We start from the raw sequence: 15,335 nt of genomic DNA on the forward strand, positions 1-15,335 counted from the left end.
TCGCCCACGTCTCGACAGCGTGGGCGGGTATTTACAGCGGCGTCCGGATTCCGGGCGCCGTTTTTTGTTGTGCGAAGAAGAAGCGGGAAAGCGCGGGGCGTCAGCCGGTGCGCGCCAGGCGCAGCGGCGGCGAGAGCGACGATGGGAGCTCTGCGCCAATGTGCGGCTGATTCAGCAGCATGGCCCCGCGCTGCGTGGCAACGAACACGGCCTCGGTGCGGCTGCGTACTTCCAGCCGGCGATATAGCGCGTTGATATGCGCCTTGGTTGTCGCCTCTGAAATGCTGAGCATGCGGCTGATGGTTTTGACCGGATGCCCGCGCGATAACAAGACCAGAATCTCATATTGACGCTGCGTCAGGCCGAGCAATGCACAATCGTTACTACCATTGGCTGAACCTGCCGCAATGGCTTCAGGCCGGGTCAGCACGATGGACGCCGGCACATAACGGCCGCCGGCGAGCACCAATTCCAATGCGGCTGCAATTAACTTGCCGGAATAGCTTTTCAGCAGATACGCCGAGACATTCAATTGCATGAGTGCGCGCACATGCGCAGCAGAATCGGTTTCGCCCAGTACGGCGACGTGTCGGGGATGCGGCTGTTGCAACAGCCGGGAGAGGGCCGGCAGATCGTCGATGCCGGGTAACGGCAGGCCGATCAGGGCCAGTTCGGCGTCCGCATGCGCCGCGAGGTTCTCAAAAAAGGCTTCGTCCGGCTCAATGCTGACTACTTCAGTAATGGCCGGCAAGGATTGCAACACATGGGTCGCGCCGGCACGCACCAAAGGGTGTGCCTCTACTACGATTGATTTCACTGCGCCGCCTGTCTGGTTATGGTTTGTTTGCCCATTTCCCGGAATCAGCTTGTCGCCGCGCCTCTTTGGACCAGTAGGGCCCAAAATCAATGCAGCCGTGCTTGTAGAAATGCTTCTGGCGTGCGGTTTCGGTATATTTCCCCGTTCAACCGGCAGTCACCGCAGTGCGGTGCCACCGGGCCGAAACCTTGGCACGCCAATCAGGCGCAACTTCCTTCCGGTTTTTCTTGTTTATGTCGCCAGGCGCGGAGGACTAATCCCGCCAAAAATCGCAGAATAAATCCCCAGCATGCTTGTTGCACCCATCAATGGGATGTAAACCTTTTTGTTTACCCCGATCGGTGGAGCGCTAGACCCCTCTATACATAGCAGGATCAGGCAGCAGCAGCTAGCCCCACTTCACGCCCATTGACGTGAGCGTAAAGCGGCGCATTTGTCGCAAGAAAACGCGTTGTGGTGGCTTATTGCGCGACGACCGAGAAGCGCGGCATCGACAGCGGTTGTTTGCCGTCACGGCCGTAAGGTGTGCCGCCGCCGTTGTTGGCGGCGTGCAGGACGGACAGCGCGTTTTGCGTGGCGCGCAGGCGCAGATCGATCAGGGTGCCGTTGTCGATGTTGCGCTGACGCAGCAGGCGGGCCAGGGCCAGGTTCTCGTCGAACAGGCGACTGGCGGTTTCATCGGTGCGCAGGTATTTGACCAGCCCGTACGGATCGGCGCCGCCGTGCTGTGCCCACCACAGGCGGCGTTCACGGTCGGCTTCGGCCAGCGCGGTGAGCTGTTTCTGCTTGGTCTGGGTGATGCGCTCGAGCTCAGCCATGTCGCCATCGCGCAACGCCTGCGCTTCGGCATCCAGGGTGAGCGTGGCCGCGCGCAGCAGTTCCTGCTCGTCGGCAAGGGTGCGGATCAGCAGTGTGTTGTCCATGGTGATGGTGGCTACCTATAAGCGTGGAGCTTGGGCAGCCGCCGGCTGGCACACCGCCCTGCCGCGATCAGTCGAAGGCTGGAAACCCTCCGACCGGCGGCGTCAGAAAATACAGGGCACGGACGACGGGAAACCCCCGTCAGACCTTCTTGGACTGTGTGGAGAGCAGCGACCGTGCGTCGGAAAGCGCTGCATCGGCGATCTTGCCCGCATCCATCTTGAGCGTGCCGTTCTGAATGGCGCTGCGAATCTGCTCCACGCGCGCGGCGTTGAAGTCGCCGCTGCCCACTTGGCGCGAGACTTGTTGGACCGACAGCGACGGCGAATCGTCGTGGCTGCGCGCGGCGCCCGAGGCCGTAGTGGCCGGGGACGAGCCGGTCGCGCGCGCAGACCCGGACAATGCGCCGGACGCAGCATCCTTGGTCGGCGCAACGGCCGGTGTGTTGTTCACGATATGGTTGATTTTCACGGGTGTCTCCGAAGAGCGCGTTCATCCTATCACCCATATCGGCCAACCCCGGCGCAAACTTTAGCGGCAGGTATCGATAACACATCACAGTGTGAAAGTGATCAATCGTTATCAATCTCGTCTTAAAACTGGATCGCCACGACGCCCACAGACTGTGCAATGCCAGAGACGACGTTGCCATTGGCAGTGCGCACCTGCGCGACTTGGCCCACGGCAGCCTGGTTCAGCGCCCGGCCATCGCTGCTGACCTGAAAGCCGCCGCCCTCGGCGATGAGCTTAACGGTCTGGCCTGCCTGCACGGCAATGGGTAGGCGCAGGCTTTCGGCGCGCAGCGGCTGGCTGGCGGCCACGCTGGTGAGCAGCACACGCCCCACCACATCGGCCGGTTGCTGCACGACCGAGGCCGGCAGCATCGACAGATCGCCCGTACGGGCTTCCAGATCACCCATATCCAGCGTCTTGCCCGGCGGCAACTGGTGCGAGGCAACGTAATACGTCCCCGTGATTTGAATCGTGGCCGGCACCCACGCCGCCCAGGCGTGTGGCGAGCGGCAGCGCACGCCCACTTGTATACGGCCGCGCAGGCGGTTGGCCGCTGGCAGCATCAGGTCGATCTGGTCGCAGGGCTGGTTGGCCACGCGGGCATCGACGGGGCCGACTTCGACCGATGCACGTGGCGTACCCGTCTCATTCGTGCCGCCCAGAATGTCCAACTGTGATTGCAGTTGTTGCTGGATCTGCATCTGGATGGCGCTCGGCCCCTGGATGGTCGTGGGCTGCATCGGCTGCTGCGCGGCTTGGGCCGGCGGGTAGCCAACGCGCATCATGCCCTGGGCGTGCGCCAGGATCGGGTGCGCCAGGCTTGCCAGCAGACCCAGCGCCAGGATCAACAGCAGCTTGCGCTGGCGCCCAGCCAGCGGCGTGGCCGTGGCGGCAGGTCGGATCGGGTGGTGGGCGCTGCGCGCAAACCGCGTGGACATGGAAAGCCCCTTCATCAAATGTCCGGTGAAGTGTAGCCACGCGTGCGCGAGCGCCAAATGCGGAAATGTCGGCCAATCCCCCCCTTATTCGGACGAATGGTCTTGCACACCGGCCCCTAGACTTTGCAACGTGGTGAAGTCCCTGGCGTTGTGCGGCTGTTGTGCAGTTTCAGGCCGTGCAGCCTGCCCCGGTAGACGGCGAGGTTGCCCATTCTTCAGCCGGTTGCCGGATTCGCAGACAGGTCTTTTCCACTGAGGTTGCATGACGGCAACTCAGCATGACAGCGGTTCAGCGGTTTTGGAGACGGCATCAGCGGTTTTGAAGGGGCCGCTGGTGCCGGGTTCTCCGGCCCAAGAGAACACGCAATACAAACGCAGTACAGAACGCAACCCCGGCGGATGGCAACCCTAACCAGGGCGCCACGCGCAAGGAATGACAGACATGGTCGACAAGCTGGATCAGTTGTTCGGTTTTCAGGAGCAGGCGCTGCACTTGCGCTCGCAGCGGCACCAGATCCTGGCCTCGAACATCGCCAACGCCGATACGCCGAACTACAAGGCGCGCGACTTCGATTTTCAGTCGGCGCTGCAGAAGGCGGTCGGCCAGCAAAGCGGTAACAGCCTGCCGATGACGGCAACGGCTGCAGGCCACCTGACGGTGGACGGCGCACCAGCCGGCGATGTGTCGCTGATGCAGGCATCGCTGTCCCAGCAGACCAAGGCGCTGCAGGGCGAGGTGCAGTACCGCACCTCGCAGCAGCCGTCCATTGATGGCAACACGGTGGATATGGATGGCGAGCGCATGCGCTTTGCCGATAACACCGTGCGCTACGAGGCCGATCTGAGCATCGTGACGCAGAAGATCAAGTCGATGCTGGCGGCCATTCAGAACAGCTAGCGCGACGTCGCAAGAACAACGAGAGCAGCAGACAGGCATTAAGACGACCGCGCAGCAATCACGCGCGGCGAAAGAGGGGCGGGAACTGTGTGGCGCTCCGGGCCGGGAAACATTGGTCCGGAGCAAGCCGCCATGCAGAACAACCGGATCGGTCCGGCAGCAGTGCCGGCAACAGTGTTTGAAGACATCGGAATCAACATGTCGCTATTCAAGGTGATGGATGTAGCGGGCAGCGCGCTCACCGCGCAATCCAAGCGCATGAACGTGGTCGCCTCCAACCTGGCCAACGCCGAAAGCGTGACCGGCCCGGACGGCAAGGCGTACCGCGCCAAGCAGGTGGTGTTCTCACCCGTGCAGGAGTCTGACGACTACGCCACCGGCGTGTCGGTCGACCGCGTGGTGGAAGACACCGTCACCCCCATGAAGCGCATGCACCAGCCGGGCAACCCGCTGGCCGATGCTGACGGCTACGTGACGATGCCGAACGTCGACGTGGTGGACGAAATGGTCAACATGATTTCTGCGTCGCGCTCGTATCAGGCCAATGTGGAAGTCGCCAACACCACAAAGACGATGGCCTCCAAGGCTCTGACCCTGGGCCAGTAAGCGGCATCATTCCCAGCGAGACACGAACATGACCGTCAGCTCAACCACCAGCAGCACTGGCGCCGCGAGCACCACTTCCGGCAACCAGCTTGCCATCACCAGCGGCACCGATCTGCAGAACACGTTCATGCAACTGCTGGTCGCGCAGTTGAAGAACCAGGATCCGCTCAACCCGATGGACAACTCGCAGATGACCTCGCAGCTTGCGCAGATCAACACTGTGAATGGTATCCAGCAACTGAACACCACGATGGCGAGCATGGCGACGCAGAGCGCGGCTACGCAGGCGTCGTCGCTGATCGGGCGCACTGTGCAGGTGCCGTCGTCCAACCTGACGCTGGCTTCTGGCACCGCCAACTTCGGCATCTCGGTGCCCAGCGGCGCCGACGATGTGGTTGTGACCATTAAGGACGCCAACGGCAACACCGTGCGCTCGGTCGATCTGGGCCAGATGTCCGCCGGCAGCGGCAACTACACCTGGAACGGCAAGAACAACAGCGGTGCCACGGTGGCAGACGGCAAGTACACCATCTCGGTCTCCGCCACGCTTGGCGGCAAGGCCGCCACGGCCAACGCCACCGGCGCCGACAAGGTGACGGGCGTGAGCATCACCAACGGAACGACGCAACTGCAACTGGCCTCGGGCAATACGGCCAAGCTGTCGGACGTCACCACCATTCAATAACGGGTCCATCACGGGTCAACCCCGCGCTTTCTTTATTTACGGGAGAACATTATGGGATTCCAGCAAGGCCTGAGCGGTCTCGACGCCGCCTCCAAGAACCTCGACGTGATCGGCAGCAACGTGGCCAACGCCAACACGGTCGGCTACAAGAAGTCGACCGCCGAGTTTGGCGACGTGTATGCGCGCTCGCTGGTGGGTGCCTCCGACAACCAGATTGGCCAGGGCGTGAGCGTGACCAAGGTGTCGCAGTCGTTCACGCAGGGCAACGTGACCATCACCGGCAACCCGCTGGATATCGCCATCAACGGCACGGGCTTTTACCGCATGGTCGATACGAGCAGCGGCCAGGTGTCGTACACGCGTAACGGCCAGTTCCAGACCGACAAGAACGGCTACATCATCTCGGCCACCGGCCAGAACCTGACCGGCTACGGCGTGGATTCCACCGGCAAGGTCAACACGGCCGTGCTGACCAACCTGCGGATTCCGGTCAACGACCTGGCCCCGCTGGCGACGACCAACACCGCGTTCGCCATCAACCTGGACGCGGCGGCCACGGTGCCGGCCACCACGCCGTTCTCGGCCACCAACTCGGCCACGTTCAATCACTCGGTGTCGGAGCAGGTGTATGACGGCACCGGTACGGCGCACATGCTGACCAACTACTACGTGCGTACCGGCACCGGCTGGAATGTCTACTCGCAGGTGGACGGCAACAACCCCACCGGTGGTAACCCGGTCACGACGCTCACCTTCAACAGCAGCGGCCAGTTGACCTCGACGCCCAGCAAGGTGCCCGTGGCTTTTGCCGGCATGACCATCAGCAATATCGACTTCACGGGCACCACGCAGTACGGCGGCGGCTTCAACGACACGACCGTCACGCAAGATGGCTATGCCACCGGGCGACTGGCCAGCTACTCGGTGGGCACCGACGGCACCATCACCGGCCGCTATTCGAATGGCCGCACCTCGGTGCTGGGCCAGATCGCGATGGCCAACTTCAAGGCGCCCGAAGGCCTGCAGAATATCGGCGGCAACCAGTGGGTAGAAACCTCCAACTCGGGCGCACCGGGTCTGGGCACGCCGGGCATGGGCTCGTTCGGGCTGCTGCAGTCGTCGGCGGTCGAACAGTCGAACGTGGATCTTTCTGCCGAGCTGGTCAACATGATCGTCGCCCAGCGCTCGTACCAGGCCAACGCACAAACCATCAAGACGGAGGACACCATCCTCCAGACCTTGGTGAGCATGCGCTGATTAGGAGCCCCGCATGGACCGCTCGATCTACGTGTCGATGACTGGCGTAAAGCACCTGTTCGACCAACAGGCTGCCAGCGCCAACAACCTCGCCAACGCCAGCACCACCGGCTTCAAGGCGCAGATCGACGCGTTCCATACGGTCGGTGTGCAAGGCGACGGCTCGCCCACGCGCAGCTACGTGATGGCCTCGGCCATCGGGACGGACCTCGCGCCCGGCCCGATCGAGACCACCGGCCGCAATCTGGACGTGGCCATCGAGGGCCAGGGCTTCTTTGCCGTGCAGACGCCGGACGGCAGCGAGGCTTATACCCGCGCCGGTACGTTCCAACTGAGCGCCGACGGCACGATCCAGACGCTCTCTGGCCAGCCCGTGCTGGGTGACGGCGGCCCGATCACGCTGCCGCCCAACACCACGGTGCAGTTCGCCAAGGACGGCACGGTCAACGCGATCAGCGCTGACAGCCGCACGCCGCCCGTGTCGCTGGGCCGCCTGAAGCTGGTGAGCATTGATCCGTCGAACATCGATCGCGGCGCCGACGGCCTGTTCCGCCAGCGCGACGGGCAAGACGCCAGCGTGGATGAAAAAGTGCGTGTGACTGGCGGGGCGCTGGAAGGCAGCAACGTCAACCTGACGGACTCGCTGGTCAACATGATCGAAATCTCGCGTCAGCTCGAAATGCAGATGAAATCGCTGCACACGAGCGACACGAACGCCCAGTCGGCCAATGAACTGCTGCGCCACGCCTGATGTGCCACATCTGGCGCTGGCGCAATGAATTGAATCAACCAAGGACTCGAACATGATTCGCTCCCTGTGGATTTCCAAAACCGGGATGGACGCCCAGCAATCGCAGCTGGATGTCATCTCGAACAACCTGGCGAACGTCAACACGACGGGCTTCAAGCGCTCGCGCGCCGTGTTCGAAGACTTGCTGTACCAGAACGTGCGCGAGCCGGGTGCCCAGTCGTCGCAACAGACCACGCTGCCTTCGGGCATGCAGATCGGTACCGGTACGCGCGTTGTCGCCACCGAGCGTCTGCACACGCAGGGCAACCTGCAGCAGACCGGCAATTCGACCGACGTGGCCATCAACGGCAACGGCTTCTTCCAGGTGCAGATGCCTGACGGCACGCTGGCCTACACGCGTGACGGCAGCTTCCAGATCAACGCGCAGGGGCAGCTCGTGACCTCCAGCGGTTACCCGGTTCAGCCGGCCGTGACGGTGCCGCAAAACGCCACCAGCCTGACCATCGGCAAGGACGGCGTTGTGACGGTTACCACGCCGGGCACGGTCAACAACACGCAGGTGGGCACGTTCCAGTTGGCCAGCTTCATCAACCCGGCTGGCCTGCGCAGCATGGGTGAAAACCTGTACGCCGAAACCGAAGCCTCGGGCACCGCCAATCTGGCCAACCCGGGCTCGAACGGCGTGGGCGCGCTCAATCAGAACTACGTTGAGACGTCCAACGTGAACGTGGTGGAAGAAATGGTCAACATGATCCAGACGCAGCGTGCGTACGAGATCAACAGCAAGTCGGTGCAGACCTCCGACCAGATGCTGGAGAAGCTGTCGCAGCTTTGAGCTGACGGCGCAGTTTTTGAGGATGTAGTGCGATGCATACCCCCCCGGTTTACTCGCCCCAGGATGGCAAGCACAGCGGCCGCGCTGTGCCCGCTGTTCGCGTTGTTCGCATTGTTCGATTGGCCGTGCTTGGCACGGCCGCCTTGCTCGCTACGGCGTGCGGCATGCTGCCGCCGCCGGCCCCGATCGTGCAAGGTCCGACCACCGCGCGCCCACCAATGCCGGTGATGGCGCCGCGCCAGAACGGGGCGATTTACCAGGAAGTGGCATCGGGCAGCGGTGGTTTTCGCGGCATGTTTGAAGACCGCCGCGCACACATGGTGGGCGACACGATCACCATCGTGATCACCGAGAACACCGCCGCCAGCAAGCAGACTTCGGGCAGCGTGAACCGCACCGGCAGCATGAGCGCTTCGGTGCCGACCTTCGCGGGCATGAACCCCGGCGTGCTGTCGCTGCTGGGCGTGTCGGCCAGCGACGCCAACAAGTTCGATAGCAAGGGCGCCAACGGCGCGCAGAACAACTTCACCGCCACCATTACCGTGACGGTGGTGGAGGTGTTGGGCAACGGCAACCTGGTGGTGAGCGGCGAGAAGCAGATGGCCGTGGGCCAGGGCACCGAGTCGATCAAGTTCTCGGGCGTGGTCAACCCCACCACCGTCAACAATCAGAACACCGTGCTGTCCACCCAGGTGGCAGACGCGCGCATGGAATATCGCGGCACAGGCTATGTGGCTGAAGCCCAGCAGATGGGCTGGCTGTCGCGGTTCTTCCTGACTGTGTCGCCGTTCTAAGGGATCTGCCATGACTTTGCATCGAATCATTGGCGCGGCCCTGGTGGCACTGAGCGCAATCGCTGCGGTTGTTCCGACAACGGCACACGCCGACCGCATCAAGGATCTGACCACCGTTGCCGGCGTGCGCGACAACGCGCTGATCGGCTACGGCCTTGTGGTGGGGCTGGACGGCAGCGGCGACCAGACCACGCAAACCCCGTTCACGGTCCAGAGCTTCAACAACATGCTCACGCAGTTCGGCATCAACGTGCCGGCCGGTGCGAGCATCCAGCTCAAGAACACCGCCGCCGTGGTGGTGACGGCCACGCTGCCTGCCTTTGTGCGGCCAGGCCAGACCATCGACGTGACGGTGTCGTCCATTGGTAACGCCAAGAGCCTGCGCGGCGGCACGCTGCTGCTCACGCCGCTCAAGGGTGTGGACGGCCAACTGTACGCATTGGCACAAGGCAACGTGGTGATTGGCGGCGCGGGCGCGTCGGCCAACGGCAGCAAGGTGCAGATCAACCAGCTTGGCGCCGGCCGCATCGCCAACGGGGCAACGGTGGAGCGTGCCGTGCAGGCCACGGTGGGCGAGGCCGGCAGCATCCAGCTCGATACCGGCACGACGGATTTCGGCACCGTGCAGAACATCGTCACTGCCATCAACAAGCAATTCGGCTCGGAAACGGCGCAGGCCGCAGACGGCCGCACGATCAACGTGCGCGCACCGGCTCTGGCGTCGGACCGCGTCGGCTTTCTTGCCAAGCTGCAGAACATTGACGTGACGCCAGCCCTGGCCGCTGCACGCGTGGTGATCAACGCCCGCACGGGCTCGGTGGTGATGAATCAGCTCGTCAAGCTTGAGCCCTGCGCGGTGGCGCACGGCAGCCTGTCGGTCACCATCAGCACGGAGCCGGTCGTGAGCCAGCCGGCACCGTTCTCGCAAGGGCAGACGGTGGCTGGAGCGCGCTCGAACATCGAGGTCAAGCAGCAGGGCGGCAGCCTCATCAACGTGAAGGGCGGCACCAACCTGGCCGATGTGGTCAAGGCCATCAACGCGATTGGCGCCAACCCGCAAGACCTGATCTCGATCCTGCAGGCGATGAAAGCGGCCAACGCGCTGCGCGCCGATCTGGAAATCATCTGACGCTGGAGAGGCCACGATGAATCAAACCGACCTCACCAGCCGCCTGGCGCTCGATTCCAAGGGTTTCGAGTCGCTCAAGCAAACGGCGCGCACCGACCCAACCGGCGCTACCAAGACCGTCGCCAAGCAGTTCGACGCGATCTTCGTGAACATGATGCTCAAGCAGATGCGCGATGCATCGCCGCAGAACGGGCCGCTCGATTCATCGTCGAGCAAGATGTACACGTCGATGCTGGACCAGCAGCTTTCGCAGACCATGGCCTCGCGCGGCGTGGGCGTGGCCGACCAGCTTCTGAAACAAATGCTGCGCCAGGCCAATCGCGTAAACCCGGATGCGGGTGGCAAGGTGAACACCGCGCTGTCGAACACCACGGCCACGAACACCGCGCTCGGTGCCGCTGGCGCCACGAGTGACGCCGCCCGCGCCATCGCCCGTTCGTCGCTCAACAGCATGGCCACAGCAGTGGCGCCTGGCACGGAAGACGACGGCTCGGGCATCAGCACCGTGCCGCGCCCAGGCCTGGAAGAACGCGTGCAGCGTGCGCTGGCGGCCCTGCGCAAACAGGCGGAAGCCGATAAGACCTCGACCAGCGCGCCGGCCGATGTGGACTTGTCCACGGTGGCGTCCGAGCCGCGCGGCGAGCGCATGACCAGCTTCTATAACAAGCTGATCGGCCACGCATCGCAGGCGGCGCAGGAAACCGGCATTCCGGCCAACTTCATGATTGGTCATGCCGCGCTGGAGTCTGGCTGGGGCCGCCGTGAAATCAAGGCCCATGACGGCAGCAACACGCACAACCTGTTCGGCATCAAGGCCGGTGGCTCGTGGACGGGCAAGACGGCCGAGGTGACGACCACTGAATACGTGGGCGGCGTTGCCCACAAGGTCAAGGAGAAGTTCCGCGCCTACAGCTCGTACGCCGAGGCGTTCAAGGACTACGCCAACCTGCTGGCCAACAACCCGCGCTACAGCAACGTCGTGGCAGCCGGCAACGGCAACGATGCGGCATCGTTTGCCAAGGGCTTGCAGCGCGCCGGCTATGCGACTGACCCGAACTACGCCCACAAGATCATGGCGGTGCTCAAACAGATTGTTTGAGATTGCACCTGATCGATCGCGTTCGAGCAGCGCCCGCTCATATCGGCGCGAACTGCCATTCCAGGGCAACTGAATTGCGCTTGCGAAGCGTGAACGCCGGATAGGCATCGTTAAACACCTGACCCACAGCGCCACATGCGGGGCGGGTGGCAACGTCTCCTTCCCGGGCGGACATGCGCGGCGCGGGTGAGCCGCCGCGCTGAAGGAGGCAGCATTTTCGGCGCCGGCCGGCTCAAGTTTGGCCTTGTCCGGCCGATGTTATGTCCAGAGCTTATTTAGGCGGCTTCGGGCTGCCCGCACCGAGACCATTATGAGCAGCTCCCTACTGAACATTGGCGCGACCGGCCTGCGGGTTGCAGATATCAACCTGCAAGTGACCGGCAACAACATTGCCAACGCCAGCACCCCCGGCTATTCGCGCCAGGAAGCCGTGCAAACGGAGAACATTCCGCAGTACGCCGGCGTGGGCTATCTTGGCCAGGGCGTCAATGTCACGACCGTCAAGCGCATCTACGACCAGTTTCTGACCGCACAGGTGCAGAGCGGCCAAGCCTCGACCAGCGCCGCCGACCAGCTCAACAGCCTGGTATCGGGCCTGAGCCAGTACATGTCGGACAGCAACAGCGGCCTGAGCTCGTCGCTCACCAGCTTTTTCAACGCCGCCGATGGTCTGGCCTCCAAGCCGTCGGACACCACCGCGCGCCAGGTCTTCCTGAACGCCGCGGCCGGCCTGCAGAGCCGCTTCAATTCGATTGCCGGCCAGATCAGCTCACTCAACAACCAGGTCAACACGCAGGTGCAGACGCAGATCAGCTCGGTCAACAGCACCGCGCAGCAGATCGCTTCGTTGAACGACCAGATTTCCAAGGCGGAAGCGTCGACCGGCCAGCCGGCCAACGATTTGCGTGACCAGCGCGATCATCTCGTGCAGACGCTCAACCAATCGATCAAGGCCAGCGTGGTGCAGACCGGCGATGGCCAGTTCAACGTCTACGTGGGCAATGGCCAGGCGCTGGTGCAGGGCAAGCAGAGCTACCAACTGACGGCGGTGCCGTCGCAGTACGACCCGACGCAGCTTTCGGTGGGCTACAAGAGCCCTGGCGGCACGGTCAGCATTGACGACAGCCAACTGGGCGGCGGCGCCCTGGGCGGTCTGATGGATTTTCGCCGGAACACGCTCATTCCCGCGCAGAACAGCCTGGGCAAACTGGCTGCCGCCGTGTCTGCGGACGTGAACGCACAGAACAAGCTGGGCATGGACGCCAACGGCAAGATGGGCACGGACCTCTTCTCCGTGGCCAGCCCGAGCGTCGCGCCCAGCACCAACAACACCGGCAGCGGCACGCTCACGGCCAGCATCACCAACGCCAACGCAGGGCAGGGGTACGACTACCAGGTCAAGTACCAGGGCGGCGCCTACACCGTGTCGCACTATCCGGACGGCTCCGCCCCCGTGACGGTGGCGAGCTGGCCGACCACCATTGACGGCGTCACGCTCAACCTGTCGGGCACGATGAACAGCGGCGACTCCTTCCTGGTGCGCCCGACCGCCAACGCGGCCGCCACCATGCAGACGCTCACCACCGACTACCACAACGTGGCCGCGGCCTCGCCCGTGGTGCTCAACCAGGGCAGCAACAACACCGGCAGCGCCACGGTGTCGTCTCTGGGCGTGGACAGCACGTATGCCAGCGCGCCGCTGACCTCGCCGATCAACCTGACGTACAGCTCGGCCGTTGGCGGCTCACTGTCGGGGTTCCCGGGTAGCGTCACGGTCACGGTGGGCGGCACATCCACCACGTACACGGGCGGCACGGCACCGTACACGCAGGGCGCAACGTACGCGTTCAACGGCGTGCAGATGACGCTGTCGGGCTCGCCTGGCAACGGCGACACATTCGCCATTTCTGCCAACACCGCCAACAGCACCGACAACGGCAATGCCAGCGCGCTGGCCAAGCTGCGCAACGCGACGCTGCTCGACGGCGGCACCACTTCGATCGGCTCGTCGTGGAACAACCTCGCCACCCAGGTGGGCGTGCAGGCCAACCGGGCCAGCATCAACCTGACCTCGCAAAAGGCGCTGCTGGCCAGCTCCACACAACAGCAGCAGTCGGTGTCGGGGGTGAGCCTGGATGACGAGGCGATGAACCTGATGAAGTATCAGCAGGCCTACCAGGCCTCCGCCAAGGTCATGCAGACGGCCAATACGCTGTTCGACAGCTTGCTGTCGATTGCCGGCAGATGATCGGGCGGCTGAAGAAACCGCCCAATCTGCCGATAACGTCCTAAAGCCCTTCGTCCGGACCGATCATGCGAGTCAGTACCGCCCAGTTCTTTGCCGTCTCTGCCGCCTCGATGCAGAACACGCAGTCGAACCTGCTCACCTTGCAGCAGCAGATTTCGACCGGCATCGCGCTCAACAGCGCGGGCGACAACCCGAACGCCTATGGCCAGATGGTGCAACTGCAACAAACGCAGGACGCCAACGACCAGTACCAGTCCAACCGCGACACCACCGATGCGCGCCTGAACACCGTGGCATCCGCGCTGACGAACCTGGCGAACACGCTGCAGCAGGGCAAGCAATCGCTGGTGGGGGCCAACACCTCGCTGATGACGGATTCGCAGCGCATTGGCGTGCTGGCGCAGGTCAAGCAGCAGTATCAGCAGTTGCTGTCTACGGCCAACCAGCGCGATGCCGCTGGCGTTGCCCTGTTTGGCGGTGCCAACGGCACGACTGATCCGTTCGTCAGTTCCGGCGGCTCCGTAGCGTACGTCGGCAGCGGCCAGCCGCCCACGGTGCAGGTTTCGCAGAACATCTCGATGCCGAATTCGGTGGCGGGCGATTCGCTGTTCGTGCGCATTGCCAACACCGACCCAGCCAACCCGAATACCAATCAGAGCATTTTCAAGACGTACGAAAACCTGATCTCGGCACTGTCGACCCCGATCAACGCGGCCACCCAGGCCACCGACGTTGCCAACTTGCAGAAGGCCGTGCAGACGGCGCAGGGCAACCTGGACAACGCCTATCAGGTCGCGCTGCAAGCGCAGGTGACGGTGGGTACGCAGCAAGCGCAGATCACCACGCTCAACAGCAGCGGCTCGAACTACGGCGAGCAATTGAAAGAGCAGATCTCGAAGCTGCAATCGGTGGACTACACCTCCGCCATCTCGCAGTTCTCTCAGCAGCAGGTGTCGCTGCAGGCCGCGCAGAAGACGTTCGCGGCCATGCAGGGCATGTCGCTGTTCCAGTACATCAACGGCTGACCGGCGCGGGCGCGCAGGGTGCGCGGGGCATAATGGCCGCCTGACTACCGTCCGGACCGGTCATGCCCATCGAATACCTCCGCCGTCTGACCAGCCCCGCGCGCACGGACGACGCCAACCGCCGCCTCGGGCAATCGCTCGCCTTCGTGGCGGGCGCGGCCAACGCGGGCGGGTTTCTTGCCGTCAAGCAATACACCTCGCACATGTCGGGCATCGTCTCTGCCATGGCGGATGACCTTGTGCTGGGCGATCTCGTGCTCGTGCTCGGAGGCTTTGCCTCGCTGCTGGCGTTCCTGTGCGGGGCGGCGTGCACGGCCGTGCTGGTCAACTGGGGGCGCCGGCGTAGCACGCAGAGCGAATTCGCGTTGCCGCTCATGCTGGAGGCGGCGCTGCTGCTGCTCTTCGGCCTGATGGGCACGTCGCTCGGGCAGTACCGCGTGGTGTTCGTGCCTGCCACCGTGGCGCTGCTGTGCTTTCTGATGGGGCTGCAGAACGCCATCATCACCAAGATCTCAAAGGCGGAGATCCGCACCACCCACGTAACCGGCCTGGCCACCGATATCGGCATCGAGATCGGCAAGGCGCTGTACTGGAACCACGGCCACCGCAACCTGCCGGCCGTGGTGGCCAACCGGCCCAAGGTCCGGCTGCTGGGCTCACTGCTGGGGATGTTCTTTGTGGGCGGCGTGATGGGCGCGCTGGGGTTCAAGCACCTGGGCTATGCGGCCACGATTCCGCTGGCGTCCATCCTGATGTTGCTGGCCGTCGTGCCGGTGGTGGACGATCTGGTGGCGCGCCGCAGATAAGCCGCGCTGCACA

General features: G+C 63.7%; 16 protein-coding genes. 12 read left to right on the forward strand and 4 right to left on the reverse strand.

The annotated features are described in order from the left end of the window. Positions 1-100: 100 nt before the first annotated feature. From PSUB009319_RS17505 to flgA, 4 genes are all read right to left on the reverse strand, one after another. Positions 101-817: a response regulator transcription factor gene (locus tag PSUB009319_RS17505; protein ID WP_124383469.1), complete on the reverse strand. Its 717-nt coding sequence runs from the start codon at positions 815-817 to the stop codon at positions 101-103. Positions 818-1,278: 461 nt separating this feature from the next. Further along, positions 1,279-1,740: a flagella synthesis protein FlgN gene (locus PSUB009319_RS17510; protein WP_124383470.1), complete on the reverse strand. Its 462-nt coding sequence runs from the start codon at positions 1,738-1,740 to the stop codon at positions 1,279-1,281. 139 nt (positions 1,741-1,879) lie between these two features. Next, positions 1,880-2,209, reverse strand: coding sequence for a flagellar biosynthesis anti-sigma factor FlgM (gene flgM / locus PSUB009319_RS17515; protein ID WP_124383471.1), 330 nt, complete (start codon positions 2,207-2,209; stop codon positions 1,880-1,882). 122 nt (positions 2,210-2,331) lie between these two features. Next, a complete protein-coding gene (gene flgA, locus PSUB009319_RS17520) occupies positions 2,332-3,189 on the reverse strand; it encodes a flagellar basal body P-ring formation chaperone FlgA (RefSeq protein ID WP_124383472.1) in 858 nt (285 codons plus the stop codon). Positions 3,190-3,631: 442 nt separating this feature from the next. On the opposite strand from flgA, the gene flgB reads away from it, so the two are divergent. From flgB to PSUB009319_RS17580, 12 genes are all read left to right on the forward strand, one after another. Further along, positions 3,632-4,087 (forward strand): flagellar basal body rod protein FlgB, encoded by a 456-nt coding sequence (gene flgB, locus PSUB009319_RS17525; protein ID WP_045203514.1) that lies wholly within the window; start codon positions 3,632-3,634, stop codon positions 4,085-4,087. A 198-nt stretch (positions 4,088-4,285) separates the two neighbouring features. After that, a complete protein-coding gene (gene flgC, locus PSUB009319_RS17530) occupies positions 4,286-4,693 on the forward strand; it encodes a flagellar basal body rod protein FlgC (RefSeq protein ID WP_024977566.1) in 408 nt (135 codons plus the stop codon). A 28-nt stretch (positions 4,694-4,721) separates the two neighbouring features. After that, on the forward strand, positions 4,722-5,378 hold the full coding sequence (locus tag PSUB009319_RS17535; protein ID WP_124383473.1) for a flagellar hook assembly protein FlgD: 657 nt from the start codon (positions 4,722-4,724) through the stop codon (positions 5,376-5,378). A 51-nt stretch (positions 5,379-5,429) separates the two neighbouring features. Further along, on the forward strand, positions 5,430-6,635 hold the full coding sequence (flgE, locus tag PSUB009319_RS17540; RefSeq protein ID WP_124383474.1) for a flagellar hook protein FlgE: 1,206 nt from the start codon (positions 5,430-5,432) through the stop codon (positions 6,633-6,635). A 13-nt stretch (positions 6,636-6,648) separates the two neighbouring features. Next, entirely contained in the window at positions 6,649-7,386 is a 738-nt protein-coding gene (gene flgF / locus PSUB009319_RS17545) for a flagellar basal-body rod protein FlgF (protein ID WP_124383475.1), read from the forward strand. A gap of 52 nt (positions 7,387-7,438) precedes the next feature. Continuing rightward, positions 7,439-8,221, forward strand: coding sequence for a flagellar basal-body rod protein FlgG (flgG, locus tag PSUB009319_RS17550; RefSeq protein ID WP_124383476.1), 783 nt, complete (start codon positions 7,439-7,441; stop codon positions 8,219-8,221). A gap of 32 nt (positions 8,222-8,253) precedes the next feature. Then, positions 8,254-9,015 carry a flagellar basal body L-ring protein FlgH gene (locus PSUB009319_RS17555; protein WP_124383477.1) on the forward strand — a complete coding sequence of 254 codons (762 nt, stop codon included), beginning with the start codon at positions 8,254-8,256 and terminating at the stop codon, positions 9,013-9,015. A gap of 10 nt (positions 9,016-9,025) precedes the next feature. Further along, positions 9,026-10,144: a flagellar basal body P-ring protein FlgI gene (locus PSUB009319_RS17560; protein WP_124383478.1), complete on the forward strand. Its 1,119-nt coding sequence runs from the start codon at positions 9,026-9,028 to the stop codon at positions 10,142-10,144. 16 nt (positions 10,145-10,160) lie between these two features. Next, positions 10,161-11,243 carry a flagellar assembly peptidoglycan hydrolase FlgJ gene (gene flgJ, locus PSUB009319_RS17565; RefSeq protein WP_124383479.1) on the forward strand — a complete coding sequence of 361 codons (1,083 nt, stop codon included), beginning with the start codon at positions 10,161-10,163 and terminating at the stop codon, positions 11,241-11,243. Between the two features lie 310 nt (positions 11,244-11,553). After that, on the forward strand, positions 11,554-13,491 hold the full coding sequence (flgK, locus tag PSUB009319_RS17570) for a flagellar hook-associated protein FlgK (RefSeq protein WP_124383480.1): 1,938 nt from the start codon (positions 11,554-11,556) through the stop codon (positions 13,489-13,491). Positions 13,492-13,556: 65 nt separating this feature from the next. Beyond that, positions 13,557-14,516: a flagellar hook-associated protein FlgL gene (flgL, locus tag PSUB009319_RS17575; protein ID WP_124383481.1), complete on the forward strand. Its 960-nt coding sequence runs from the start codon at positions 13,557-13,559 to the stop codon at positions 14,514-14,516. A 62-nt stretch (positions 14,517-14,578) separates the two neighbouring features. Then, on the forward strand, positions 14,579-15,322 hold the full coding sequence (locus tag PSUB009319_RS17580; protein ID WP_124383482.1) for a YoaK family protein: 744 nt from the start codon (positions 14,579-14,581) through the stop codon (positions 15,320-15,322). Positions 15,323-15,335 lie beyond the last annotated feature (13 nt).

Source organism: Ralstonia sp. SET104, assembly GCF_003851545.1.
In the GTDB taxonomy this organism is placed as follows: domain Bacteria; phylum Pseudomonadota; class Gammaproteobacteria; order Burkholderiales; family Burkholderiaceae; genus Ralstonia.